This is a genomic window from Formosa sp. A9 (assembly GCF_051200825.1).
Classification (GTDB): domain Bacteria; phylum Bacteroidota; class Bacteroidia; order Flavobacteriales; family Flavobacteriaceae; genus Formosa.
This window is the reverse complement of the sequence record NZ_CP195158.1, coordinates 989,604-1,014,938: the sequence shown is the minus strand read 5'-3', so window position 1 is coordinate 1,014,938 and position 25,335 is coordinate 989,604. Positions and strand designations below refer to the sequence as shown.

Sequence of the window (25,335 nt, the reverse complement as noted above, 5' to 3'; positions counted from 1 at the left end):
TAATTTAACTGAATTTGAAGCTTTTATGAGAACAGGTTTTTACATTATGTGTTTATGCTTTTTTATAAGCAATAGCCTGTTTTCGCAAAACCTGATTTCTGTTAACTCCTCATCCGATCCGAAATCTTTAATAGAAGACTATTTAATATCTGGTTGTGGTATAGCATTGTGCGAAGCAGATTCGCCTGTAAATGCCTTTGTTGCGGGCGAAGCGTTTTCTAGTTTTGGAGCTTTTAGTAAAAATAACTCAAATTTTCCGTTCGACGATGGTATTATTTTAACTACTGGAAACGTTATTGAAGCAGGAAATGCCCCTGTTGCCAACTTAAACGCAGGTGGTAATAGTTGGGGAACAGACCCCGATTTAAATACGACCTTAGGCATTTCCGACACCAGAAATGCCACCACTTTAGAATTCGAATTCGTAGCCATAACCAATACCATTGCTTTCGATTACATACTCGCTTCAGAAGAATACAACAGTCCGAATGTTTGTAGTTATGCCGATGGCTTTGCCTTTTTAATTCAAGAAGAAGGCAATAGTAATTTTAAAAACATTGCCCTTATACCAGATTCAACTACACCTGTAAACACGGTAAATATTAATGGTAACAGTTGTGCGGGCGATAACATACAGTTTTACGAAAATGAAGTTGCTCAATTAGGCAATACCAATTTTTACGGGCGCACCAAAGTGTTAACTGCCCAAGCATCGATTACACCTTATAAAAAATATAAAATTAAGCTTATTGTTGCCGATCATGGCGACACTAATTACGATACTGCTGTTTTTATAAAAGGAAGCAGTTTTAACACATCTGTAGATTTAGGTGAAGATATTACAGACACCTGTACCTCAATTACATTAAACGCAGACATTGGCAACTCCTACATTACAAATTACAACTGGTATAAAGACGGCGTACGCATAACCGATGGCGGAGCGCCTTACAACAAAGCACAATATACGGTAACCGAATCGGGAACTTACAGTATTCAAATTAACGTACCTCAACCCGATTGTATAAATGGTGTAAGTACTACTAATGCCTGCCCCATTAGCGACGAGGTTACTATAGCATTTAAACCCGCTACCAGTGTTGATATCGATCCTAACCAAGATTTTTCACGCTGTAGCTCGGAAGACGAAGTGTTTAATCTACAAGATTACAACTCCTATATTACCAGCCAGATTAGAAATGAAATACCAGACACAGGCTACACCATTTCGTATTTCGATAGTAACGACAATCCCATTACATCGCCAATTACATTAGGCCCAGGCGATTCCAAACTCATTAAAGCCTCTGTACTTGGCGATAGTTATGCCTGTACTGTAAATTTAGAGTTTACCTTAATGGTTAACCCACAGCCCACGGTACCAGACAATATTAGAGCATTTCGATGCGATAACGATTTAAATTTCAGTTTACATAGTTTAGACGCGTTATTTGCCCCAACTAACACAGACGATTATATTATTACCTATCACTACACCGAATATCAGGCAGACGAAGGTATAAAACCCATTCCTGACCCTTACAGAAACATTAACACTTTAGACTTGTTGTATGTAAGAGTCGAAGATAAAATAACGGGGTGCGCAGGAACCAACGATTTTTATTTAGAACAAACCGAAAGCCCTAAAATAAATAATTCGGATAGCTCGGTAATTGCTGGTTGCCAATTAACAACCGATGGTATTATTGAAGATTTAGATGAAGCCCTTGCAGCCATTTTAGATGGATTAAACCCCAATGACTACGACATTACTTACTACAGAAGTCAAGAAGATGCCGATAATAACGTTAATGAAATTACCGACATCGAAGACTATTTAGCAACATCACCTTCCGTCGTGTATGTTAAGGTTACCGATAAAAACAATCCCAATGCCTGCCCTTCTGTAGCACAAATAGACATTTTTCCAGATGTATTGATTGCTTTCGAGAACAACTTGCAAAATTATGCAACTTGTGGAGGCTCTACTTTCAATATGGTTGAAATTGCTAACGATATTTCAGAAGGAATAAACGATATAATCATTACGTTTTATGATGATAATACCTATACATCCGAAATTCCAAAATCAGAAAACTATACCATTCCAGATTTAAACGGCGATGGTGTTCCAGAAAAATTACAAACCATTTACATTCAAATAGAATATCCTGGATGCATGTCCATAAAATCTGATTTTGAAATTTTTGAAGCTCCAGATTTAGTATACAGCACCGATGGCCTTAAAGAATGTAGCAGTCCGCCTGTGTTAGATTTAGACTATTACAACACCCTAATAGATTACACTAGCAAAGGTTATAAAATAGACTATTATTTAACGCAAACTGATTTAGATTTAAACCAAAATAAACTCCCGCAATACATAGATAGCAACACGATTGTTGCAGAAGGCGGTTTGTATGTTAAAGTTACACAAAACGTAAGTGCTGTCTCATTACAAGGTATATGTTTCGACACCTTCTTTTTTCCTGTAGAAATTATACAATTACCAGAGGTTAACATTACTTACGATACGTTTAGATATTGCGTAACCGACCCTGCGCTTGAAATTAATTTATCCGACATTGTAAACGACATTACATTAAATACCGTACCAGAAACAGTAAATATTAAACTTTACGAAAATCAAAACGATGCCGTTTCTGGAAACAACAATTACATACAAGACCCAAACACCTATTACACCCCCTCTAAAACCATTTACAGCCGTGTAACCAATGTAAGGGATACAACAAGTTGTGCTGTTATCGATCCTGTTAAAATTGAAGTATATCTACAACCAGAAATCGATAAAACTTCATTTTTTGCCTGCGACACTCCCGATTTTAAAATTGGAGATATAGATCGCAACGAATTATTGGTAAATTACTCGTCTGATATCAATGTATCATTTTACACCGAAAAAGGAGGTCAACTATTAAGAAACGATGATGTTGTAAATGTTGCTAATGGCCCACAAACCATTTATGTTATTGCTAAAAACAACAGCAATCCTGCTTGTGCTATAGTAGAATCTGCCATAACCTTAAATACCATTATTTCTCCCGTATATAACATTGTAGACATACCCGTTTGCATTATTGCAGATAGCGCCAATACCACAATAGATTTAGAACAAACAGCAGACGAAATTGAAGGCGATGCAACTTTAGACATTACCTTTTACAAAACAGAGGCCGATGCCAATGCTAGAATCAATCAATTAAACTCAACATACACCATACAAACGTCTCCTACACTTCAAAATATTTGGGCAAGGATAGAAAATGCAGGAATTACCGATTGTTATAAAGTACAACCCCTATTAATTAAAATTAACGAGCTTCCTGATTTTAGTAGTGCCACTATAGCTCCTGCTTGTGCCACCAATTACGATGGAGATAATGTACATTTCGACTTAACCCAAGCTGTAAAATCGATCAACTTAAACCCTAGACAAGTTTTAGAAGAATATTATTTTGAATCTCTCGAAGATGTAGCCAACATTCAAGATCCTACCAACATTACAACCAACATTCCCGATCCGGAAAACTACATTAAACCTGCAAACATTACCGAAGTGTTTTTAGCGGTATTTGATGCTGCAACATATTGTTATACCATACAACCTATTGCCTTAAACACAACGCTACCACCACCGACAAAAGATTTATCGGATTTTCAATTTTGCGAAGATGGTACAGGCACACTCAATTTAACAACTATAGATAATCGTTTGGTGTACGATTTAAATGCGGTTACCGTGAGCTACTACTCCACTTATTCCGATGCCGAAACTGCAAGTAATCCTTTAGTTTCTCCTTATGTTTACACACCCAACGAAACACTTTACGCTCGTGTACAGAGTAACGACACAGGTTGTTACATTATAAAAACATTCAATCTATTACCTTACAGCAATCCAAACGGATCGAATTTAACAGTTACTGCCGATGCGACTTCGTTTTCGGAAGCCAATACCATTACCGTTTCTGCCTCTGGTGGTAGTGGCGATTATGTTTATAGCTTAGACCAAGGTGCGCCACAAACATCCAATACGTTTAATCAAGTTAACATTGGCGAACATACCGTAACAGTTAAAGACATTAGCGGATGTGCTATAGGAAGTACAGTTGTACAAGTAATAAACATTCCTAAGTTTTTCACACCCAACAGCGATGGTTTTCACGATACTTGGCATATTATTGGGGTTGAACATATTCCGGGTACTGTAGTCTTTGTTTTTGATAGATATGGTAAATTAATGACGACTTTAGATGCCGATGCCACAGGATGGAATGGCACCTACAGAGGTCAGCCCATGCCAACAGATGATTATTGGTATGTAGCCGACATTATTCAAAACAACAAATCGTTTCAAGTAAAAGGGCACTTTACTCTAAAACGATAAATTAAGCTACATTTACAGCATTATAAAAAAGCGTAAATTTGCAATATGCGTTTTAAAATCAAATCAGAGTTCCAACCTACGGGCGACCAACCTAATGCCATCAAACAATTAACTGCTGGCATTACCGCCAACGAAAAATATCAAACCCTCTTAGGGGTAACAGGTTCGGGTAAAACCTTTACCGTAGCCAATGTTATACAAGAGGTACAACGTCCAACTTTGGTCTTGGCACACAACAAAACTTTAGCCGCACAGTTGTATTCGGAGTTTAAACAATTTTTTCCAGATAATGCTGTCGAATATTTTGTATCGTATTACGATTATTATCAGCCAGAAGCCTACATTCCTGTTTCGGGTACCTACATAGAAAAAGATTTATCGATTAACGAAGAAATAGAAAAACTACGTTTAAGCACAACCTCATCCCTACTTTCAGGGCGTCGCGATGTGCTGGTTGTAGCTTCGGTATCCTGCTTATATGGTATTGGAAATCCTGTGGAATTTCAAAAAAATGTCATTTCATTACAACGCGATCAAGTCATTTCCAGAACTAAATTATTGCATCGTTTAGTGCAAAGTTTGTACGCCAGAACAGAGGCCGAATTTAATCATGGGAATTTCAGAATAAAAGGAGATACTGTAGATATTTTCCCAAGCTATGCCGATGATGCCTTTAGAATCCATTTTTTTGGAGATGAAATTGAAGAAATTGAAGCTTTTAATGTGCAAACCAATGCCATTATTGAAAGATATGACCGTTTAAACATTTACCCTGCAAACATGTTTGTAACATCGCCAGAAGTGCTACAAAATGCTATAAAAGACATTCAGGACGATTTGGTGAAACAACATGATTACTTTAAAGACATCGGTAAACATTTAGAAGCGAAACGCCTGAAAGAACGCACCGAATTCGATCTCGAAATGATTCGAGAACTGGGATATTGTTCTGGGATTGAAAATTACTCGAGATATCTAGATGGCAGACAACCAGGCACCAGACCATTCTGCTTGTTAGATTATTTTCCTGACGACTATTTAATGGTTGTAGACGAAAGTCATGTTACCGTATCGCAGGTACACGCCATGTATGGCGGAGACCGCAGCCGAAAAGAAAATTTGGTTGATTATGGTTTTAGACTTCCTGCTGCGATGGATAACAGACCTTTAAAATTTGAAGAGTTTGAAGCCCTGCAAAACCAAGTAATATATGTTAGTGCCACTCCAGCCGATTACGAACTTCAAAAGAGTGACGGTATTTATGTCGAGCAGGTTATTCGTCCCACAGGACTTTTAGATCCGATTATAGAAGTGCGCCCGAGCTTAAATCAGATAGACGATTTAATTGAAGAAATTCAACAACGCGTAGAGAAAGATGAAAGAACTCTGGTTACGACATTAACCAAACGCATGGCCGAAGAATTAACCAAATACCTAGACCGCATCCAAATTCGTTGTCGTTACATACACAGCGATGTCGACACCTTAGAACGCGTAGAGATTATGCAGGATTTACGCAAGGGATTGTTTGATGTATTGGTTGGTGTTAACTTACTTCGTGAAGGATTAGATTTACCAGAAGTATCGCTTGTGGCCATTTTAGATGCCGATAAAGAAGGTTTTTTACGTTCGGCTAGATCGTTAACGCAAACCGTTGGTCGAGCTGCAAGAAACATAAATGGTAAAGCCATTATGTATGCAGATAAAATTACCAACAGCATGCAGAAAACCATTGACGAAACCAATTACCGGCGCGAAAAGCAAATTAATTACAATACCAAACATAATTTGGTACCAAAAGCACTAAACAAAAGTTTAGATAGTGCATTGGCTAAAAACTCGGTAAGTACTTACCATTACGAAATAGAGGCTAAAAAAGCCGCAGAACCAGAGAGTGAATACTTAACCAAACCGCAGCTAGAAAAAAATATTCGAGAACAAAGAAAACTCATGGAAGCCGCCGCAAAAGAATTAGACTTTATGCTGGCCGCTAAATACAGAGATAAAATTCAATATTACCAAGACAAGTTAAATGCACTTAAGTAACTAAGTACTCTTAACTTCTCTTGAAATAATTCTAAAAATTTTAATTGTATTGTACCTTAAAGATGTCTATTAACACATCTGGTGGTACAATTTTATTTGGGAAACCATCCATAAGGTATAACACTTTGTTTATAGACTCGTGGCTTAACCCCATTTTAAGACCAAAGTTAAACAACTTAATAATTTCTTTTTCAGATCTCTCGTTATCCAAATTCATTAATAAAACCAACCTATGAAATTGCACAATACGCTCGCTGTAAGACGCGACGTGTTTATAAGCAATAGGATGTTTTAACAAGTACTCAAAATCTTCCCTAGAAATATCTAATTGCTGAGAAACTCCTAAAAGAAAATTATATTCTATGGATTTAATGCTGGCATCGGTTTTTGCGAAAGCTATCATTTCAGATAGCAAACTCAATTTTTCAACACGGTTTATCATAACAGAGGGAGTGATTAATTTTAACATTATAAAGTTACTGATATTAAGCATTTTATAATCGTATATATATTGTAACTCGTCGAAAAATAAATGGTACTTTATCGGATTTTTCGAACGTTCATCTTTCGTAACTCCCTAAAAACATGGTGTTTACACAGTGAATTCACTTGAAATTATTTCTAAAAACAGCAAACCAAACACAATCAACACATTGATTTACAGTAATTTAAATTAAAATTAAAAACTGAAAAATATTACCAAAACGCGACAATAAAAACTACATTTGTAGCATAAATAGTAAAAAAGTCTAAAACGCAGATTTTAAACAATTAAAACCACTATTTATGTTAAATTATTGATATAAGATTAAAATTTTAAGAATATGACAAATAATGATATTTTCAAAAAATTACGTGTAGCACACAAATTAAGAGATGAAGATATTGTAAGCATTTTAGCCTTGGTAGACTTTAGAATTAGCAAGAGTGAACTCGGTGCTTTTTTTAGAAGAGAAGACCATCCTAAATACATGGAATGTGGCGACCAGATTTTAAGAAATTTCCTAAACGGATTAATTATTCATTTACGTGGCCCAATGCAGAAGAAAGATAAACCCAAAGCCAACAATATACCCACATCTAATAAAACGACATCACCCAAAGGGAAATCTCCTAAAAAGTCTTCAAATAAAAAAGCGTCTAACTCTTAAATTAGACGCTTTTTTTAAGTTATGCTTTAGCTTTTATTTTAAGCTAATACTTCTTGTACTTTATCGGCAGCCTCTTGGAATTCTGTTGCGCTTAACACGTCTAATCCAGAGTTATCGATTAATTCTTTAGCTATATCTGCATTGGTACCTTGTAAACGTACAATAATTGGCACATTAATCGTTCCCATGTTTTTATAAGCATCAATAACGCCTTGTGCTACACGGTCGCAACGTACAATTCCACCAAAAATATTAATAAGAATAGCCTTTACGTTAGGGTCTTTTAAAATAATTTTAAAAGCAGCCTCTACACGAGCAGCATCGGCAGTACCACCAACATCTAAAAAGTTAGCTGGCTCTCCACCTGCTTGCTTAATTAAATCCATAGTAGCCATGGCTAAACCAGCACCGTTAACCATACAACCAACGTTTCCGTCTAAATCTACATAGTTTAAACCTACTTCTTTAGCTTCAACTTCTATTGGGTTTTCTTCGCGTAAATCGCGTAAATCTGTATAATCTTTATGTCTGTAAAGTGCATTATCGTCTATAGTAACTTTAGCATCTACAGCCATAATTTTATTATCGCTTGTTTTTAAAACTGGATTAATTTCGAATAAAGACGAATCAGATTTTACGTAAGCAGTGTATAAATTAGTTACGAATTTCGTCATTTCTTTAAACGCATTACCAGAAAGACCTAAATTAAAAGCAACACGTCTTGCTTGAAATGGTAAAATACCAACAGCAGGATCTATTTCTTCAGTAAAAATTAAATGTGGCGTTTCTTCGGCAACAGTTTCAATGTCCATTCCACCTTCGGTAGAATACATAATCATATTACGGCCAGTACCACGGTTAAGTAATACAGACATGTAATATTCTTCGGTTTCACTTTCTCCTGGATAGTAAACATCTTCAGCAACTAATACTTGGTGTACTTTTTTACCTTCGGCAGATGTTTGTGGAGTTACAAGGTTCATACCTATAATTTGTCCAGCAAGTTCTTCAACATCTTTTAGATTTTTAGCAAGCTTAACACCGCCTCCTTTACCACGTCCACCAGCGTGAACCTGAGCTTTTATAACATGCCAACTTGTTCCAGTTTCAGAGGTTAATTGTTTTGCAGCAGCAACCGCTTCTTGAGCATTTTGAGCTACAATACCACGCTGAATACGTACGCCAAAACTGCTTAAAATTTCCTTTCCTTGATATTCGTGTAAATTCATTACTTTATAAAATTTATTGCAAAACAAATGTAAACATCCTATAGGTTTTAACCAATAATTTTTAACATGTATTATGCATATTAAACATATCTTATTCTTTTTACTGATTTTTTGACAAATAATACCGTTTAAACTGATAAAAACTTTATAGATTTGCGCCGAATTTAATTTAACTTAAAATGAATAATAACACTTTATTAAAAATTGCAAACGACTTTGGAAGTCCGGTGTATGTGTATGACTCTGAAAAAATAGTGTCGCAGTATAAACGTTTAACATCTGCATTTAATAAGGTGAAACAGTTAAAGATAAATTATGCTGTTAAAGCGTTATCTAACATTTCTATTTTAAAATTAATGCACACGCTTGGTGCTGGCTTAGATACTGTGTCTATTCAGGAAGTGCAACTCGGACTAAAAGCAGGGTTTGCGCCAGAACAAATTATATTTACTCCAAATGGTGTTTCGTTAGAAGAAATTGAAATCGCATCTAAACTTGGTGTACAAATTAATATTGATAACCTTTCTATTTTAGAACAATTTGGAACCAAACACCCAAAGGTACCTGTTTGTATTCGTATAAACCCACACGTTATGGCTGGTGGTAATGCTAATATTTCTGTAGGCCACATCGATTCTAAATTTGGTATTTCTGTACATCAAATACCACATATTTTACGCATTGTAGAAAACACCAATATGCATATTAACGGTATACACATGCATACTGGAAGCGATATTTTAGATATCGACGTATTTTTATATGCTAGTGAAATTTTATTCGATACCGCTAAACATTTTAAAGATTTAGAATTTTTAGATTTCGGTTCCGGATTTAAAGTACCATATTCTGAAGGTGATATCGAAACTAACATCGAAGAATTCGGCACAAAGCTATCAAAGCGTTTTAATGCCTTTTGTAAAGAATACGGCAAAGAATTAACCTTAGGTTTCGAGCCAGGTAAATTCTTGGTTAGCGAAGCTGGTGTATTTTTAGCCAAAGTAAATGTTGTAAAACAAACTACATCTACCGTTTTTGCTCAAATAGACACTGGATTTAACCATTTAATTCGCCCGATGTTATACGGTTCGCAACACATGATTAGTAATATATCTAATCCAAAAGGACGCGAGCGCTTCTACTCGGTAGTAGGCTATATTTGCGAAACCGACACTTTTGCCAATAACCGTAGAATAAACGAAATTAATGAAGGTGACATATTGTGCTTTAAAAATGCTGGCGCTTACTGTTACTCGATGTCTTCTAACTACAATTCCCGTTACAGACCAGCAGAGGTACTTTGGCATAAAGACCAGGCCTTGTTAATACGTGAACGCGAAACCTTCGATGATATCATCAAAAATCAGATAGAAGTTTCTCTATAAATCATTTACAACAAACGTTACTTTAATCAGGTAACGTTTTTTTTGATATCTTTATAAGAAAGCTATCCATCATGACTTCTCTATCTTGGCAATCGTTCACTAAAAAAATATTTATTAAAGCCTCTCTAGAACAGCTCTTTTGGTGTTGGACTACCGAAGCAGGAATTACAGCTTGGTTTTTAAAAGATGCCAAATTTTTAAGAGCAGACAGTAAATTATCTCCTTCCAGTACCATCAAAAAAGGAGACAGCTACGTCTGGCAATGGCACAATTGGGATGGTAAAGAAGAAGGCCGTATTCTAGATGTGCAAAACAACACCTCGGTTAGCTTTTCGTTTGCAGGATCTTGCGAGGTAACTGTAAGTTTAGAACAACACGACACTGCTATTCTGGTTACGCTAACACAAACTAAAATTCCTAACGACGATAAAAGTAAACTAGAAATTTTTTATGGTTGCAGTAACGGATGGACCTTTTGGCTGGCCAATTTAAAAGCGTATTTAGAGCATGGCATTGTGCTTAACGAAACCGAAATAGACTTACGTCCCTATCCGCTTTCTGGTTTCGAATTTGTAAATATGTAAGACTCAAAAATTATTCTGTTAATAAATCGGTATTGTAAAAGCCACCCATGTTTTCTTTTCGCATTTGCGATTGCATAACAATTAAATTTGCAATGGTATTAAGGTTTCTAAGTTCGCAAATTTGCACCGATAATTTAGAACCTACATACAGCTCCAGCGTAGAATCTTCTACATACTTTAAATGCTTGGCAGCTTCCCTTAATTTACTATCTGTACGCACAATTGCAACCAGATCGGACATGATATGCTGAATGGTGTTTCTGTAATGGGTAATTAAAATAAGTTCTTTAGGTTTAGAGGTTCCGTCATCGTTCCAATCTGGAACAGAAATCAATGCTTCACTTAAATCAGACTTCAATTCAATAATATGGTCGGCGATATGATTTGCATAAACCAAAGCTTCCAATAACGAGTTTGAAGCCAGACGGTTTGCACCGTGAAGCCCCGTACTAGAGCATTCGCCAGCAGCGTATAAATTTTTAATAGAGGTTAATCCATTTTTATCTACTTCTATACCACCACACGCATAATGGCAAGCTGGCACAACAGGAATCATGTGCTTTCTAATATCAATTCCTATTTGCAGACATTTGTCGTTAATATTTGGGAAATGTTTTAAAAAGGCATCATAATCTAAATGTGTGCAATCTAAATACACAAAACGTTCGCCAGTAGCATTTATTTCGTGATCTATGGCTCTAGCAACAACATCGCGCGGCGCAAGTTCTGCACGCTCGTCTATAGCCAACATAAAACGTTCGCCATTTTTATTTCGTAAGTATGCACCAAAACCTCTAACGGCTTCGGAAATTAAAAACGAAGGACTTTGTTCGGGCTCGAAAAGTGCTGTAGGATGAAACTGAACAAATTCCATATCCTTTATATTTGCTTTGGCACGATACGCCATGGCTATACCATCGCCAGTGGCAATTAACGGATTTGTTGTTGAAGCGTACACCTGCCCAATGCCACCAGTACACAATATAGTTTTCGCAGCAATGTAAGGCTCTATCGCATTTGTTTTTTGATTGAGTATATACGCCCCATAACATCCTATATCGGTTTTATCGGCTACGGATTTTCCTAATTGATGATCTGTAATCAAATCGATAGCAAAATGATACGGTAGTAACTTAATATTTTTAAGCCCTGCCACTTTATCTAATAAAGTACGCTCTACCTCTAAGCCTGTAATATCTTTATGATGAATGATGCGATTGGCCGAATGCCCACCTTCTTTACCTAAATCGAATTCACCAACTTTATTATAGTCAAAATCTGCACCCCAAGCCATCAATTGGCGCATGCAAGCTGGGGCTTCTTCAATAACCATTTTAACCACATCGGGATCGTTATGGTGTTCTCCGGCAATTAAGGTATCGTTAATATGATCTTCGAACGAATCAAGCTTGTCCCAAACCACGGCTATACCGCCTTGTGCATATTTGGTATTCGATTCACTTTTATTGGCTTTAGTGACTACTAAAATTTCTTTATTGGGCAAAGCTTGGGCTAAACGAATGGCTGTGGTTAGTCCAGCAACACCCGAACCTAGTATTAAAAAATCGGTATGGTTACTCATTAGTGTGTTATGAAATGTCTAGCATGCGCTGTATAGGCAACAGGGCACGCTCTTGTATGGCTTTATCAACCTGAATTTCTGGCAACTCGTATTTCATACAAGTATATAGTTTTTGAAGGGTATTCATTTTCATGTAAGCACATTCGCTACATGCGCAGGTATTATTTTCCTTAGCTGGTGCTGGAATTAAAATTTTATGAGGTACTTCTTTCTGCATTTCATGTAAAATCCCTACTTCTGTCGCCACAATAAACTCGTTTGCTGGACTGGTTTTTACATAGTTAATTAACCCTGCTGTAGACCCTACGTACTCGGCTATTTTAAGTAGATGCGCTTCCGACTCTGGGTGTGCAATAATTCTGGCTTTAGGGTGCTCTTTATACACAGCCAATAATTTATCCATCGAAAATGCTTCGTGTACCACGCAGGCACCGTCCCATAACACCATATCGCGACCAGTTTCTTTCTGAATCCAAGCCCCCAGATTACGATCTGGAGCAAAAATAATTGGTTGATCTAAAGGCACCGAGTCTACAATTTTTCTTGCATTAGACGACGTGACACACAAATCGCTAATCGCCTTCACCTCGGCCGAAGTATTTACATAAGTAATAACAATATGGTCTGGATATTTCTTCTTGAATTCGGCTAAATCTTCTGCACTACAAGCATCTGCTAAAGAACAACCTGCATTTACATCTGGTAAAACCACTTTTTTGGTCGGATTCAATATTTTGGCCGTTTCAGCCATAAAATGCACACCAGCAAACACTATTAAATCAGCTTCGGTTTCTTGCGCTTTATAAGACAATCCCAAACTATCGCCAACGTAATCTGCCAAATCCTGAATAACTGGATCTTGATAATAATGCGCTAAGATAACCGCATTCTTTTCTGTCTTTAATTTTTTAATTTCAGCAACATAATCTATTTCACCAACAGATTCTTTAACTGGAATATAGCCCAGTTCTTTTATACTTTCTTCTGCAAAATCCATAATATCATTATAAATAGATTTCAAAAATAATGATTTTTATAACGATTTTTTAATCTTTAGTTAAGGAATTGCATATAATAAAAGTTACTCTTATACCTCAAAAAAATGCTATGGTTACTTTTGTACCGTTCCCATAAAATGATTCACTTTTGAATTTATAGGATTTCCCGAAGCGCGCCTAAATGAAGCTATTTGCCCGCAATGCCAAACAGCATCTGCTACGGGGCCGTTTATGGCATTCCAAAATGGCACTGTATTATTACCATTAGGTGTTTTAAACACCATGTTAAAAGCCTCCAAATCGGTTTGTTGTTTAAAAATATCGGAAGCTGTTTTTAAATTATTAAGGGTTAACGCTCGCAATTCGCAATAGGTTAATGCCTTTTTTAAGGTTTCTTTTGTGTGAGGCACCTGCAATGCGGCATCCTTAATTACTGTAGACAAGTCGTAAATATGTGCCATCGTTTCTAAGGTAGAACGTGTATCATCGCCCAACTTAAACTCTAAATCTGTATCACTCAACCCTTCTGTTGCCCAATAATAACGAAACCCTAATCCATCTATTAACCTACCCGTTACTGTACCTGCCGTATAAGCATTTGAATATTCTGGGAGTTCGTAATACGGTAAGTCTGTACTATTTTGGGCATTCATAAAGGATAGGGTTACAAGTGTAAAACCGAGAAGTAGTGTACATTTCATATTAAATTCCGTATTTATCAAACAAATATACTAACGCCGCCATAGAAGCGCCACCTAATTCTAGTTCGCGTTTATTTACAGCATCGAAAGTATCGCTAGCAGCATGATGATGATCGAAATAGCGCTGCGAATCTGGACGCAGCCCTATAGTAGCATTGGTATTGGTTTTAAGCGGGCCAACATCGGCTCCTGCATGACCTTTCTCGAAATAATGAATGAAATACGGTTTAAACAAATCTTGCCAGCTTAAAACTTTATCGAAAGTTTTTTGTGTACAATCGAACGAAAAACCTCTGGGTGTAAATCCACCGGCATCGCTTTCTAGAGAGACTACATGCGTTTCTCCTTTTTGCTTAGCGGCCTCGGCATAGGCGTTTGCACCACGCAATCCGTTTTCTTCGTTCATAAACATTACAACGCGTATACTGTGTTTAGGCTTAATATTTAAAGATTTAAAAAGATGCAAAACTTCCATAGACTGCACTATTCCTGCGCCATCATCGTGAGAACCATCACCTAAATCCCACGAATCTAAATGTCCGCCAACAATAATATAGTCGTTTGGATATTGTGTACCGGTAATTTCTCCAATAACATTATAAGATTTCACATCTGCTAACTGCTTACAATTTTGTTTAAAATAAAATTGAATGGATGTATCTATACTTAACATATGACTTAGCAAATCGGCATCTTTAGTACTAATGGCTGCAGAAGGGATTCGTTTTGAAACCGGCAAATCATCATAAGTCATACTACCTGTATGTGGCAAATCATCTATTTTTAAGGACATAGATCTTACAATAATACCCACAGCACCAAATTTTGAAGCTTCAACCGCCCCTTTATAACGCTGATTAACACAGCCGCTATACGCTTCGAAAGTATCTATTAAATCGGCTTGCATTGGTCGGTTATAAAACACAATTTTACCTTTAATTGCAGATTCGCCCAATTGTTGCAACTCTTCAAAATTTTTAACCTCAACAATCTCGGATTTAAGTCCTAAGGCAGGTGTGGCTACAGAGCCGCCCAAAGCACAAATATTTACAGGAGTAGTTTGTCCGCTAGCAGATGCTACATAAGCATATTCTTTAGCTCCTCTTATCCATTTTGGCACCATAACGGGTTGCAGCCAAACGTTGTCTAAACCTAATTCTTTTAAGGCCGATTCGCCCCATTCTACAGCGCGCTCGGCATTTAAAGACCCTGAAAGTCGTCCACCTATGTTATTAGAAAGATAGTCTAACCATTCGTAACTTTTACCCTGTGTTAATGCCGTATTATAAATTGACTTAATAACGGCTTCGTCGGTTTGACTAAATAAAATGGAAGACCACACCGTAAGCATTAGGGCAAGTAGTTTTTTCATAACAATACAATATGTTTAGGTTAATTTATGGGTAAATATAAGTGTAACGCGACTTTCCTATCTAAAAAAAATCATAAAACTAATCGTTAAGACATCATTCATTTTCTAACGAGGCTCTGTATTTAGCAATATTGTCTTTAGTATTATCGTCTAATTCAGGCTCTTTAATATCGGTATATGCTTTTAAAGTATCGTACAGAATGTTGGCTACAATTAAACGGGCTGTAGGTTTATCGTCGGCAGGAATATTATACCAAGGCGCATGTGGCTTAGACGTTTTATTAATAGCGTCTTGGTAACAAAACTGATAGTTATCCCATAAACCCCGTTCTTTCAAATCGCCAGCAGAAAACTTCCAATTCTTATTAGGTTTATCTAATCGTCTTAACAAGCGATGCTTCTGCTCGTCTTTAGACAGATTTAAAAAACATTTAAAAATGATGGTTCCGTTATCGGCTATATGCTTTTCAAAATTATTGATTTCATTAAATCTGCGCTCCCAAAACGCGTCATTAACATCCGATATATCTGTAACATCTGGTAAATTTTCGCTTAACACATATTGCGGATGCACACGAGTTACCAAAACATTTTCGTAATGCGTACGATTAAAAATTCCGAATTTACCTCGCGCTGGTAAAGCAATATAATGTCTCCATAAATAATCGTGTTTTAACTCTAAAGCCGTTGGCGATTTAAAGCTATGGGCAACAATACCACGCACATTAAAATCTTTAAAAACTTCGCGAATTAAACTGTCTTTTCCTGCGGTATCCATCCCCTGAAAACACACTAAAACAGCGTATTTACCATGCGCATACATGGTGTCTTGCAAATCGCCTAATTTTGCACGAATTTTTTCTAATTTCTTTTCTATTTTCTTTTCTGAAGCCTCTAAATCTACGCTTGTTTTTAAATCTTTAATGTTTATTTGCGACGTAATTTTATAATCATCTATACTAATATCTTTCATAATTTCGGAATCATTTTTAGGGTTCTAAACCTGTAAATTACGAAAACGAACTAAAAAATAGATTGTATTGTTAATTTTTTTACTAATTTTATCCTAACCTATTTATAACCCCAAATACTATGAAAAACTACTACGCTCTAGGTGTAGCATTGTTTCTATGCACATCTATTAAAGGATTTTCGCAATGTTCTGATGTTCAATCAGACTTATCTTATGCCTATTCGCATGTAAAAGATGCGTTCGAGGCAAATAACTTAACGCATTTACAATATTATGCCAACCGGTCTTTAGAAGCTTTTAAACGCGCACAAGAAAAATTTAAAACTTGTAAATGTGAAGTGGCAGACAATCTTACCTACGACAATATTATTACTCTCGAAAAGGTAGAAACTTCTGAAACTTTTGAAGATGGCCGCTTTTATATTAAACGTGCTATTGAAGGCGCCAAAAATACGATGAATGCCTTAGATAAGTGTACAGCTGTAAGCAGCACATCTAACTACTCGGCGGCAAGTACAACAATTAACACTACTATGGTAGCCCAAACAGATGCATCTGGACTAGACCCATTGCAACTAGCGGCACAAAAAGAACAAGAATTAAAGCAAATTAAACAATTGCTAATAGGAAAGAACAAAGCTGTTGTCCTTTCTAATATTGAAGTTTATAATCAGGCTTTAGAAATCTGTAATTGTAAATCTAAAATTTTGGACATCACCCAAAACGAAGAAGAAAACGAACTTATTTCCAAAAGTATCGAAGATATTAAATCGCATTATTTAAATACGCTAAAAGAATTAACTTCAAATTATTTAACACAATTAAACCAATGCGCATCTAGCGATTAACTGTTTAAGGCAGATTTAATGCGTCTTAAAACAAAAAAGCCTGAAAAGTTAAATTTTCGTCAATCTGAATTTATTTCAGATCCTCATAATCATTGATTTTCAATATGATGAGATTCTGTGTCAAGCACAGAATGACGCACTGTTTTACTTTTCAGGCTTTTTTTATTATTCAACAGCAAGCTTACTTTGTTGCATACAATTTTACATCGCTTTCTGTTACTTCTGTATTACTTAAAATAATTAAACGCTCTACAACATTACGCAACTCTCTTATATTACCCGTCCAGTCGTAATCTTGTAATAAACTGATCGCTTTACCCGAAAATGTTTTTTTAACCGTTCCGTGCTCTGCTGCTATTTTATCGGAAAAATAATCTATTAATAATGGAATATCTTCGCGTCTATCGTTTAAACTTGGCACTGGAATTAAAATAACTGCCAATCTGTGATATAAATCTTCTCTAAATCGCCCTTCTTCAATTTCTTTTTTAAGGTCTTTATTGGTAGCAGCAACAACACGAACATCTACTTTAATATCTTTATCGCTACCTACCCTTTGCACCTTATTTTCTTGCAGGGCACGTAAAACCTTTGCTTGGGCAGATAAGCTCATGTCTCCTATTTCATCTAAAAAAATAGTCCCTCCGTTGGCTGTTTCAAACTTCCCAGCGCGATCTTTATTCGCACTTGTAAAAGCGCCTTTTACATGACCAAACAATTCGCTTTCTATTAATTCGCTAGGTATTGCAGCACAATTTACTTCTATCATCGGGCCTTTTGCACGATCGCTTTTTTGGTGCAGCCAGTGCGCCACCAACTCTTTACCTGTACCATTACCTCCCGTAATAAGCACCCGAGCCTCTGTAGGGGCCACTTTATCGATTATCTCTTTTATATTGGAAATGGCGCTGCTTTCTCCAATCATCTCGTAATTTTTACTCACTTTAGTTTTTAAAATCTTGTTTTGCACTACAAGATCTTTTTTATCTAAAGCATTTCTTACTGTGTTTAATAATCGGTTTAAATCTGGGGGTTTAGAGATATAGTCGAATGCTCCCAAACGCATCGTTTGCACAGCGGTATCTAGATCGCCATGGCCAGAAATCATAACTATGGGAGTTTCTGGTTTAGCAATTTTTGAAGCTTCTAAAACTTCAACCCCATCCATTTTAGGCATTTTAATATCGCAAAGCACCAAATCGAAATCGTCGTTTTTTATTTTTTCGATTCCCAGCAAACCATCTTCGGCTTCATGCAACTCGTAAGTATCATTTTCTTCGGAAAGAATTTTCACTAAAACCCGTCTAATGGCAGCTTCATCTTCAATTATTAAAATTTTTGGCATATCATCAATTTTACATGGTATCAAAAAAATATCAACCCAATTTAATATTTTAATTTTAGATCTTTTGGTTTTCTAAAAGTAATCTCAACATTATAAACGCGGAAACTTTAAAAATAAACGAGATATTTTAGTATTTAATCCACTTGATTAATTCTTTATAGGTAGGTCGTTTTCCGTACATTAAAATCCCGACTCTGTAAATTTTGGCGGCAAACCATACGGTTAGAAAAAATGTGCCTAAAAGCAACAAAAACGATAGCAGTTGCTCCCAAATAGGTACACCAAACGGAATACGCATTAACATAACTACAGGAGATGTTAACGGAATAAACGAAAACACTCTAGATACCATGCCGTGAGGATCTTCTATTACTGTAAAAAAACCGATATAAACGGCTAAAATCAAAGGTACCAATAACGGAAATACGAATTGCTGCGTGTCGGTTTCGTTATCGACCGCAGCTCCAATTGCAGCATACATCGAGCTGTACAACAAATACCCACCAATAAAAAACAATACAAATGCAAAAATTAAATTAGCTATTGGTAAATGATAAAATGCGGTTATAATAGATTGTGCTTGCTCGCTTAAGGGTTGCCCGTTCATAGAATGTTTTACCAATTCTTGTTGAGGCGTTTGCACCTGCGTCATGTCTAAGCCAAAAATAGAACTTACCAAAAACATTAAAACGCTTCCTAAGATAATCCAAATAATAAACTGCGTAATTCCGGCCAGCGACGTGCCTATAATTTTCCCTAACATTAATTGTATCGGCTTAACAGACGAGATAATTACCTCTATAACACGACTTGTTTTTTCTTCAATTACCGAGCGCATAATCATGTTACCATAAATAATTATAAACATGAACAATAAATAGCCTGCCGCACCACCAAATGCTAATTTTATAACACTCTCTATTTTAGAAGTCGTTTCGCCAGAAAAGTTTTCTTGGGCTATATTTACTTTTATTTTAGACGATTCTATTTTATTTAGATCTACGCCTTCTTGAAGCAGTTTTAAATTGGTTAACGATTTTTCCAACTTACCTTCTAAACCCGAAATGATTGAAAGCGATGGCGACTCCTCAGAAAAAAATGTAATACCACCTTCTATCGCATCTACATCACTCTGTTCTCTTACATATAAAAGTCCATAATCTTCTTCTGCTCTTACCAATACCTTAGCCGCTTCAAGTTCTATGTGCTCTAACACTTTATACTTAGTCGTTTCGGTATCCTCGAACGTTTGCCCTAACACTCCTGTTTCGTCTAAAATGGCAATGGTGCGAACTTTATCGTTATTAACTTGAGACAAATAAGCAACTACCGCAATAAGTGCAATAAGTATAACTGGGCTTAAAATCGTCATAACTATAAAGGCCTTATTTTTAACCTTTGTTAAGTATTCGCGTTTTATAATAAGTGGCAAATGGTTCATGCTTAGCTATTATTCTTTATGGCTTGAATAAAAATATCGTTTGTGCTAGGTAGCAACTCTACAAAATGAGACACTTCTCCTTTTGTCGTTAAATAACTTAACAAATCGTTAGGCTTTTCGTTGGCTGCCAATTTCACATTAAGTTTTAACTGTTGGTCTATAGTTTTAAATTGAGCAGGCGACACCGAAAATTTATGAGCTAAATCTTGATGTAAATGGTCTATCTGATCTGTTTTTACACCAATTTCGTAAGTATTGTTTTTAAATTGACGCTTAATATCGGATAATTTACCATCTAATATTTTATTGGATTTATTTATTAACGCAATGTGGTCGCATAATTCCTCTACAGATTCCATTCTGTGAGTTGAAAAAATAACTGTCGCACCGTTATCGCGCAAACGTAGAATTTCGTCTTTAATTAAATTGGCATTTATAGGATCGAAACCCGAAAATGGTTCGTCGAAGATTAAAAGTTTGGGGGCATGTAAAACAGTAACTACAAACTGAATTTTTTGCGCCATACCTTTAGAAAGCTCTTGAATTTTTTTATTCCACCAGTCGCCTATTTCTAAACGCTCGAACCAGTATTGGAGTCGCTTTTTAGCTTCGGCCTTACTCAAACCTTTTAACTGCGCTAAGTACAATGCCTGCTCGCCAACTTTCATAGATTTGTACAACCCGCGCTCTTCTGGTAAATAGCCTATATCTTTTATGTGGTGGTTTTGTAATGGTTCGCCATCTAAAGTAACATAACCAACATCGGGCATTGTTATTTGATTTATAATACGAATTAGAGTCGTTTTTCCAGCACCATTGGGACCTAGTAAACCAAAAATACTTCCTTTAGGTACATTAATGGAAACTTGATTAAGCGCTGTAAAATCTCCAAATTTTTTAGAAATAGTATGCGCTTCTAAAATGTTACTCATGCTTTAGTTTAGTTAATTACGACTGTAAATATATTAAATGTTATTTTGCTAAAAACAGCCTATTGTTGCTTTATTCCTAAAAACACAAAACCCACCCTTAAATGAACCTAAGGATGGGAAAAAAATTGCTATGAAAAAGAAAAATTATCACTAAAGTGAATTAGTAATAATCCAAATATAACACTTTAAATTAAAAATTACTTAAAATTTTAATAGATTTTTTTAGAATTAGATAAAAACTAAAAAAATCCGTCAGCTGACGGATTTTTTTTAATCTTAAAATACGTTTAAGAAAACATATCTTTTACTTTCTCGAAAAACGATTTATCCGAACTTTCTGGTTTAGGATTAAAATGATCGTCTTCGCGCATCGATTCAAAAAATTCTTTTTGTTGTTTGCTTAAGGTTTTTGGAGTCCACACATTTACATGCACTAACAAATCGCCTGTACCATAACCATTAATACTAGGTATACCTTTTCCGCGTAAGCGTAAAATTTTCCCCGATTGTGTACCTGCTTCAATTTTTATGCGCACCTTACCTGTAACTGTATCTATTTCTTTGGATGTACCAAGTACAGCATCTGGTAAACTTATGTATAAATCGAAATGTAAGTTATCGCCTTCGCGTTGTAAGCTGCTATGGTTTTCTTCTTCGATGGCAACTAAAAGATCGCCCGACAAGCCATTGGCTCCTGGAGCTTCGTTTCCTTTTCCTGTTACTTTAAGCTGCATACCATCTACAACTCCAGCAGGGATTTTTATTGAAACCGTTTCTTCTTTTACTACCAATCCTTGAGCATCGGCATCGTTAGGTTTTTTATCGATAATTTGTCCTGAACCACCACAAGCCGTACATGGTGCTGCGGTTTGCATACGCCCTAAAATGGTATTGGTTACACGCGTTACTTGCCCAGAACCATTACAAGTTGTACAGGTTTTATAAGTTGTTCCTTTAGCCTGAACTTTGCGTCTTACTTTAACTTTTTTCTCTACGCCATTGGCAATTTCTTCTAAAGTTAGCTTCACACGAATTCTTAGATTACTACCTTTAACACGTCGCTGACCACCGCCAAATCCGCCACCGAACCCAGAAAAACCACCGCCGCCACCAAAGGCGCCTCCAAAAATATCTCCAAACTGACTAAAAATGTCGTCCATATTCATATGGCCGCCACCAAATCCGCCGCCACCTTCGAAAGCCTGATGACCAAATTGATCGTAACGTGCTCTTTTATCTTGGTTACTTAAAATCTCGTAAGCTTCTGCTGCTTCTTTAAATTTTGTTTCGGCTTCTTTATCGTCTGGATTTTTGTCTGGGTGGAATTCTATAGCTTTCTTTCTGTATGCCTTTTTAATTTCGGCAGCAGTTGCATTTTTATTAACTCCTAATATTTCGTAATAATCTCTCTTCATAGTGTGTGTCACTTTCGACCTTTATTAATTTCGCAATGTTTATAGTTTTGTTAAGGCTAGGTTATTGCCCAATAACCACTTTTGGAAAGCGTACAACTTTATCGCCTAACTTATACCCTTTTTCTATAACATCTATAATTTTACCTTTTAAATCTTCGCTTGGAGCCGGGATTTGTGTAATCGCTTCATGATGGTCTGCATTAAACGCATGTCCTGCTTCTACTTCAATTTGCTCTAAACCTTTACTTTTTAAAACGGTTTTTAATTTATTACTGATAAGCTCTACACCTTTTAAAAGATCTTTTTCTTCGGTTTTAGAAATTTCGTTGTAAGCACGATCAAAATCATCTATTACAGGCAAAAGGGCTTTCATAACATCTTCGTTTGCTGTTTTAAATAACTCTACACGTTCTTTTGCCGTGCGTCGCTTGTAGTTTTCGAACTCGGCAAATAAACGCAGGAACTTGTCTTTTTCTTCTTTCAATTGAACTTTCAAACTGTCTTCTGCTGAAACCTCTTCCTTTTCTTCGGTTTGGTTTTCAACTTGTTCCTCTACTTGATCTTGTATATTATCGTCTAGAATTTCTTCTTGATTATCTTTTTTACTCATGTCTTTTTCTATTTAAATAAACACTATCGATGAACGGCAAAAGTACTGCCATGTTTCGATATTTGCCAAAATGTCACAAATATTTTTTATATTTTTTTACAGATACATTCTATTTCAGTAAATTTGATGATTAACAATAAATTTTAAACTATGAAAAATAGAGTAATAACATTACTTAGTATACTTGCTATTGCTACCGCTCAAGTAAGTTGTAAATCCGATACAAAAAAAACTGAAGCTACCGAAGCCGAACCAGTTGCTGTTAGCGAAGTTACCGCGGTTAAATACAAAATAGATACCACGAATTCTGTTATAGAATGGAAAGGGTTTAAACCAACAGGCACCCACAATGGTACAGTTAAAATAGATATGGGAGTTTTAACTACTGAAGACGGTACACTTACCAGTGGAACCGTTGTGATAGATATGAACTCTATTACTGCATTAGACGTTGAAGGCGACCAAAAAACTAATTTAGAAGCCCACTTAAAAGGAACTGTGAAAGGCAAAGAAGGCGACTTTTTTAACGTTACCGAATTTCCGAGTGCTGGTTTTGAAGTAACAGATGTTTCCACCGACGAAGCTGGAAAACACGTCTTGTCGGGCAACCTATCGCTAAAAGGCATTAAAAAGAACGTATCTTTTCCTGTGGTAATTACAACAACTGGAAACGAACTGACTTTAGTGAGCGAACCATTTACTATAGACAGAACCCAATGGGGCATAAATTATGGTTCTAAATCGATTTTCGACAATTTAGGAGACAAATTTATTAACGATGGTATGGAGCTAAAAATTAGCGTAAAAGCCACAAAGTAATTATATAACAACATCATCTTAAAAAAGCCATTCTTGATTAAGAGTGGCTTTTTTGTGTTATAAATTAATTAAGTAAATACTGAAATTGTAAAACCCCCATCCATTTTCTATCAATTTCTACACTACTATCGTTAATAGTTGAAAAAACAGGACGATTTTGCCCACCAATACTTAATTTCATTTTCTGGTTATTAATATACCAGTTCACCCCAAAACTGTAGGCAAACATGTTGTTGTTTAAGGCATCAAAATTACTCCATTGGCCTGTGTTGTATATTTGTATGTTTTTCCAAATTGTTTTAGTATGCTCTTGCCCTAAAAGTAATCCCAATTGCCAATACACAGAGGTTCCTGTACCCATTACAGGGAAAGCATTGCCCTTACCATTTAAACTTAAATAAGTATTATCGCCCCCTGAGGCTGGATTATTCACCCCTATATTTCGTAAATAATCGGGGCCAAAATCGTAATTAAAACACCCCACATACCCTGTAAACGCGCGAGCAAAAGACCAGTGTAATGGCAATTCTGTAAAAACATCTACAGCCCATAACCGCATGTCGTGGTATTGCAACTCTTCTTCTTGTAAAAACGACATAGCATCTGGCTGATATTTAAACCCTGCACCTAACGCCAACACCTGTTTACTACCTAAAAACGTTCCGTTAAAATTAGGACCACTAGTATATTCCTTATCTAAAAAATCATACTTGAAATACCCCGTGTATTGCAGTTTCAATTTATCGTAAGAGAAATCACTTATTCCTTCAGCAGGGCTAACATTACTAGCTCCCGTGTACGAATAGCTATACGGATCTATAATTCCAATTCTATAATTTAACCGACCAAAATCCCCATACACAAAAGCACTTAAATTGCGAGTAACGTCGTCTGTTTTGTTTAATGTGGGTTGAGCAATCAAAGGTAAATCTAAAGCCAACATTCGGGTTGTAGCTGGTGCGGTGTATCGCGACAAACCATCCCAAGTAGATTTACCTAAAGCGATATTAATTTTATCACTAAACTTATAGGTACCGTATAAATCTAAAACTTTTAACAACGGAGATTTAGTGCTTGCTTTGTTGTAATTATTTTCGCCAAGTACAGTGTAAAACTTAAAACGCTCTCCTACACTCCATCTTGATCCTAAGCGCAATCGTCTTAAAGATAAATCGAAATCGCTAGTCTGCAAATTTTGGTTACCATCTAAGCTTCCTGGGTTAAGTTCAGTATATCTATACCACAATTGTGCAGAGGCATTTAACTTCAATTTTATATTAGGCTTAGCACTTAATTGCCATTCTTTTGGTGTAGTTTCTGTTTGAGCGATTACAGAATACTTAAAAACACTACAACTACACATTACAACTAAAGCCAAAACAAACCGTAGTCTACCTATGTATTTTTCAGCAATTATTTTAGGACGTCGTTTCATAAAGCTCATTATAGTATTTAGCCACACCAACACAACCACAAACACCTCAAAACCAAAT

Annotated in this window: 20 protein-coding genes; 7 read left to right on the top strand and 13 right to left on the bottom strand. The window is 36.1% G+C overall.

Annotated elements, in window-relative coordinates; genetic code table 11:
* Nucleotides 1-25: 25 nt before the first annotated feature.
* The gene (locus tag ACR9EA_RS04445) at nucleotides 26-4,411 is read left to right on the top strand and encodes a choice-of-anchor L domain-containing protein (RefSeq protein ID WP_435138099.1); all 4,386 of its coding nucleotides are present in this window, start codon (nucleotides 26-28) and stop codon (nucleotides 4,409-4,411) included.
* Between the two features lie 45 nt (nucleotides 4,412-4,456).
* Nucleotides 4,457-6,457, top strand: coding sequence for an excinuclease ABC subunit UvrB (uvrB, locus tag ACR9EA_RS04440; protein ID WP_435138096.1), 2,001 nt, complete (start codon nucleotides 4,457-4,459; stop codon nucleotides 6,455-6,457).
* 40 nt (nucleotides 6,458-6,497) lie between these two features.
* Here uvrB and ACR9EA_RS04435 read toward each other — a convergent pair whose 3' ends face one another.
* The gene (locus tag ACR9EA_RS04435) at nucleotides 6,498-6,899 is read right to left on the bottom strand and encodes a TerB family tellurite resistance protein (protein ID WP_435138093.1); all 402 of its coding nucleotides are present in this window, start codon (nucleotides 6,897-6,899) and stop codon (nucleotides 6,498-6,500) included.
* 382 nt (nucleotides 6,900-7,281) lie between these two features.
* Between ACR9EA_RS04435 and ACR9EA_RS04430 the strand changes: the two genes are divergently transcribed.
* The gene (locus ACR9EA_RS04430; protein WP_435138090.1) at nucleotides 7,282-7,608 is read left to right on the top strand and encodes a DUF1456 family protein; all 327 of its coding nucleotides are present in this window, start codon (nucleotides 7,282-7,284) and stop codon (nucleotides 7,606-7,608) included.
* A gap of 38 nt (nucleotides 7,609-7,646) precedes the next feature.
* Here the strand turns inward: ACR9EA_RS04430 and sucC are convergent, their stop codons facing one another.
* Nucleotides 7,647-8,837 carry an ADP-forming succinate--CoA ligase subunit beta gene (gene sucC, locus ACR9EA_RS04425; protein ID WP_435138087.1) on the bottom strand — a complete coding sequence of 397 codons (1,191 nt, stop codon included), beginning with the start codon at nucleotides 8,835-8,837 and terminating at the stop codon, nucleotides 7,647-7,649.
* Between the two features lie 179 nt (nucleotides 8,838-9,016).
* On the opposite strand from sucC, the gene lysA reads away from it, so the two are divergent.
* Both lysA and ACR9EA_RS04415 read left to right on the top strand, forming a co-directional pair.
* On the top strand, nucleotides 9,017-10,222 hold the full coding sequence (gene lysA / locus ACR9EA_RS04420; RefSeq protein WP_435138084.1) for a diaminopimelate decarboxylase: 1,206 nt from the start codon (nucleotides 9,017-9,019) through the stop codon (nucleotides 10,220-10,222).
* 71 nt (nucleotides 10,223-10,293) lie between these two features.
* Nucleotides 10,294-10,806 (top strand): SRPBCC family protein, encoded by a 513-nt coding sequence (locus ACR9EA_RS04415; protein ID WP_435138081.1) that lies wholly within the window; start codon nucleotides 10,294-10,296, stop codon nucleotides 10,804-10,806.
* Nucleotides 10,807-10,816: 10 nt separating this feature from the next.
* Here ACR9EA_RS04415 and nadB read toward each other — a convergent pair whose 3' ends face one another.
* The 5 genes from nadB to ACR9EA_RS04390 form a co-directional block, all read right to left on the bottom strand.
* Nucleotides 10,817-12,388: an L-aspartate oxidase gene (nadB, locus tag ACR9EA_RS04410; RefSeq protein WP_435138079.1), complete on the bottom strand. Its 1,572-nt coding sequence runs from the start codon at nucleotides 12,386-12,388 to the stop codon at nucleotides 10,817-10,819.
* 7 nt (nucleotides 12,389-12,395) lie between these two features.
* Nucleotides 12,396-13,385 (bottom strand): quinolinate synthase NadA, encoded by a 990-nt coding sequence (gene nadA, locus ACR9EA_RS04405; protein WP_435139810.1) that lies wholly within the window; start codon nucleotides 13,383-13,385, stop codon nucleotides 12,396-12,398.
* A 114-nt stretch (nucleotides 13,386-13,499) separates the two neighbouring features.
* Nucleotides 13,500-14,087, bottom strand: coding sequence for a hypothetical protein (locus tag ACR9EA_RS04400; RefSeq protein ID WP_435138076.1), 588 nt, complete (start codon nucleotides 14,085-14,087; stop codon nucleotides 13,500-13,502).
* A gap of 1 nt (nucleotide 14,088) precedes the next feature.
* A complete protein-coding gene (locus ACR9EA_RS04395; protein ID WP_435138073.1) occupies nucleotides 14,089-15,459 on the bottom strand; it encodes a M20/M25/M40 family metallo-hydrolase in 1,371 nt (456 codons plus the stop codon).
* 94 nt (nucleotides 15,460-15,553) lie between these two features.
* Nucleotides 15,554-16,432: a PPK2 family polyphosphate kinase gene (locus tag ACR9EA_RS04390; protein ID WP_435138070.1), complete on the bottom strand. Its 879-nt coding sequence runs from the start codon at nucleotides 16,430-16,432 to the stop codon at nucleotides 15,554-15,556.
* Between the two features lie 119 nt (nucleotides 16,433-16,551).
* On the opposite strand from ACR9EA_RS04390, the gene ACR9EA_RS04385 reads away from it, so the two are divergent.
* The gene (locus ACR9EA_RS04385) at nucleotides 16,552-17,280 is read left to right on the top strand and encodes a hypothetical protein (protein WP_435138067.1); all 729 of its coding nucleotides are present in this window, start codon (nucleotides 16,552-16,554) and stop codon (nucleotides 17,278-17,280) included.
* Between the two features lie 181 nt (nucleotides 17,281-17,461).
* Here the strand turns inward: ACR9EA_RS04385 and ACR9EA_RS04380 are convergent, their stop codons facing one another.
* The 5 genes from ACR9EA_RS04380 to ACR9EA_RS04360 all read right to left on the bottom strand — a co-directional run bounded on the left by ACR9EA_RS04380 (nucleotide 17,462) and on the right by ACR9EA_RS04360 (nucleotide 23,023).
* Nucleotides 17,462-18,625 carry a sigma-54-dependent transcriptional regulator gene (locus ACR9EA_RS04380; protein WP_435138064.1) on the bottom strand — a complete coding sequence of 388 codons (1,164 nt, stop codon included), beginning with the start codon at nucleotides 18,623-18,625 and terminating at the stop codon, nucleotides 17,462-17,464.
* A gap of 127 nt (nucleotides 18,626-18,752) precedes the next feature.
* Nucleotides 18,753-20,066, bottom strand: coding sequence for an ABC transporter permease (locus ACR9EA_RS04375; protein WP_435138061.1), 1,314 nt, complete (start codon nucleotides 20,064-20,066; stop codon nucleotides 18,753-18,755).
* Nucleotides 20,067-20,068: 2 nt separating this feature from the next.
* Nucleotides 20,069-20,998: an ABC transporter ATP-binding protein gene (locus ACR9EA_RS04370; protein ID WP_435138058.1), complete on the bottom strand. Its 930-nt coding sequence runs from the start codon at nucleotides 20,996-20,998 to the stop codon at nucleotides 20,069-20,071.
* A 287-nt stretch (nucleotides 20,999-21,285) separates the two neighbouring features.
* A complete protein-coding gene (gene dnaJ / locus ACR9EA_RS04365) occupies nucleotides 21,286-22,413 on the bottom strand; it encodes a molecular chaperone DnaJ (protein WP_435138056.1) in 1,128 nt (375 codons plus the stop codon).
* Between the two features lie 61 nt (nucleotides 22,414-22,474).
* Entirely contained in the window at nucleotides 22,475-23,023 is a 549-nt protein-coding gene (locus ACR9EA_RS04360) for a nucleotide exchange factor GrpE (protein ID WP_435138053.1), read from the bottom strand.
* Nucleotides 23,024-23,173: 150 nt separating this feature from the next.
* Here ACR9EA_RS04360 and ACR9EA_RS04355 point away from each other — a divergent pair, with 150 nt between their 5' ends.
* Nucleotides 23,174-23,842, top strand: a complete 669-nt coding sequence (locus tag ACR9EA_RS04355; protein ID WP_435138050.1) for a YceI family protein — start codon at nucleotides 23,174-23,176, stop codon at nucleotides 23,840-23,842.
* Nucleotides 23,843-23,906: 64 nt separating this feature from the next.
* Here ACR9EA_RS04355 and ACR9EA_RS04350 read toward each other — a convergent pair whose 3' ends face one another.
* Nucleotides 23,907-25,277, bottom strand: a complete 1,371-nt coding sequence (locus ACR9EA_RS04350) for a porin (protein WP_435138047.1) — start codon at nucleotides 25,275-25,277, stop codon at nucleotides 23,907-23,909.
* Between the last annotated feature and the right edge of the window lie 58 nt (nucleotides 25,278-25,335).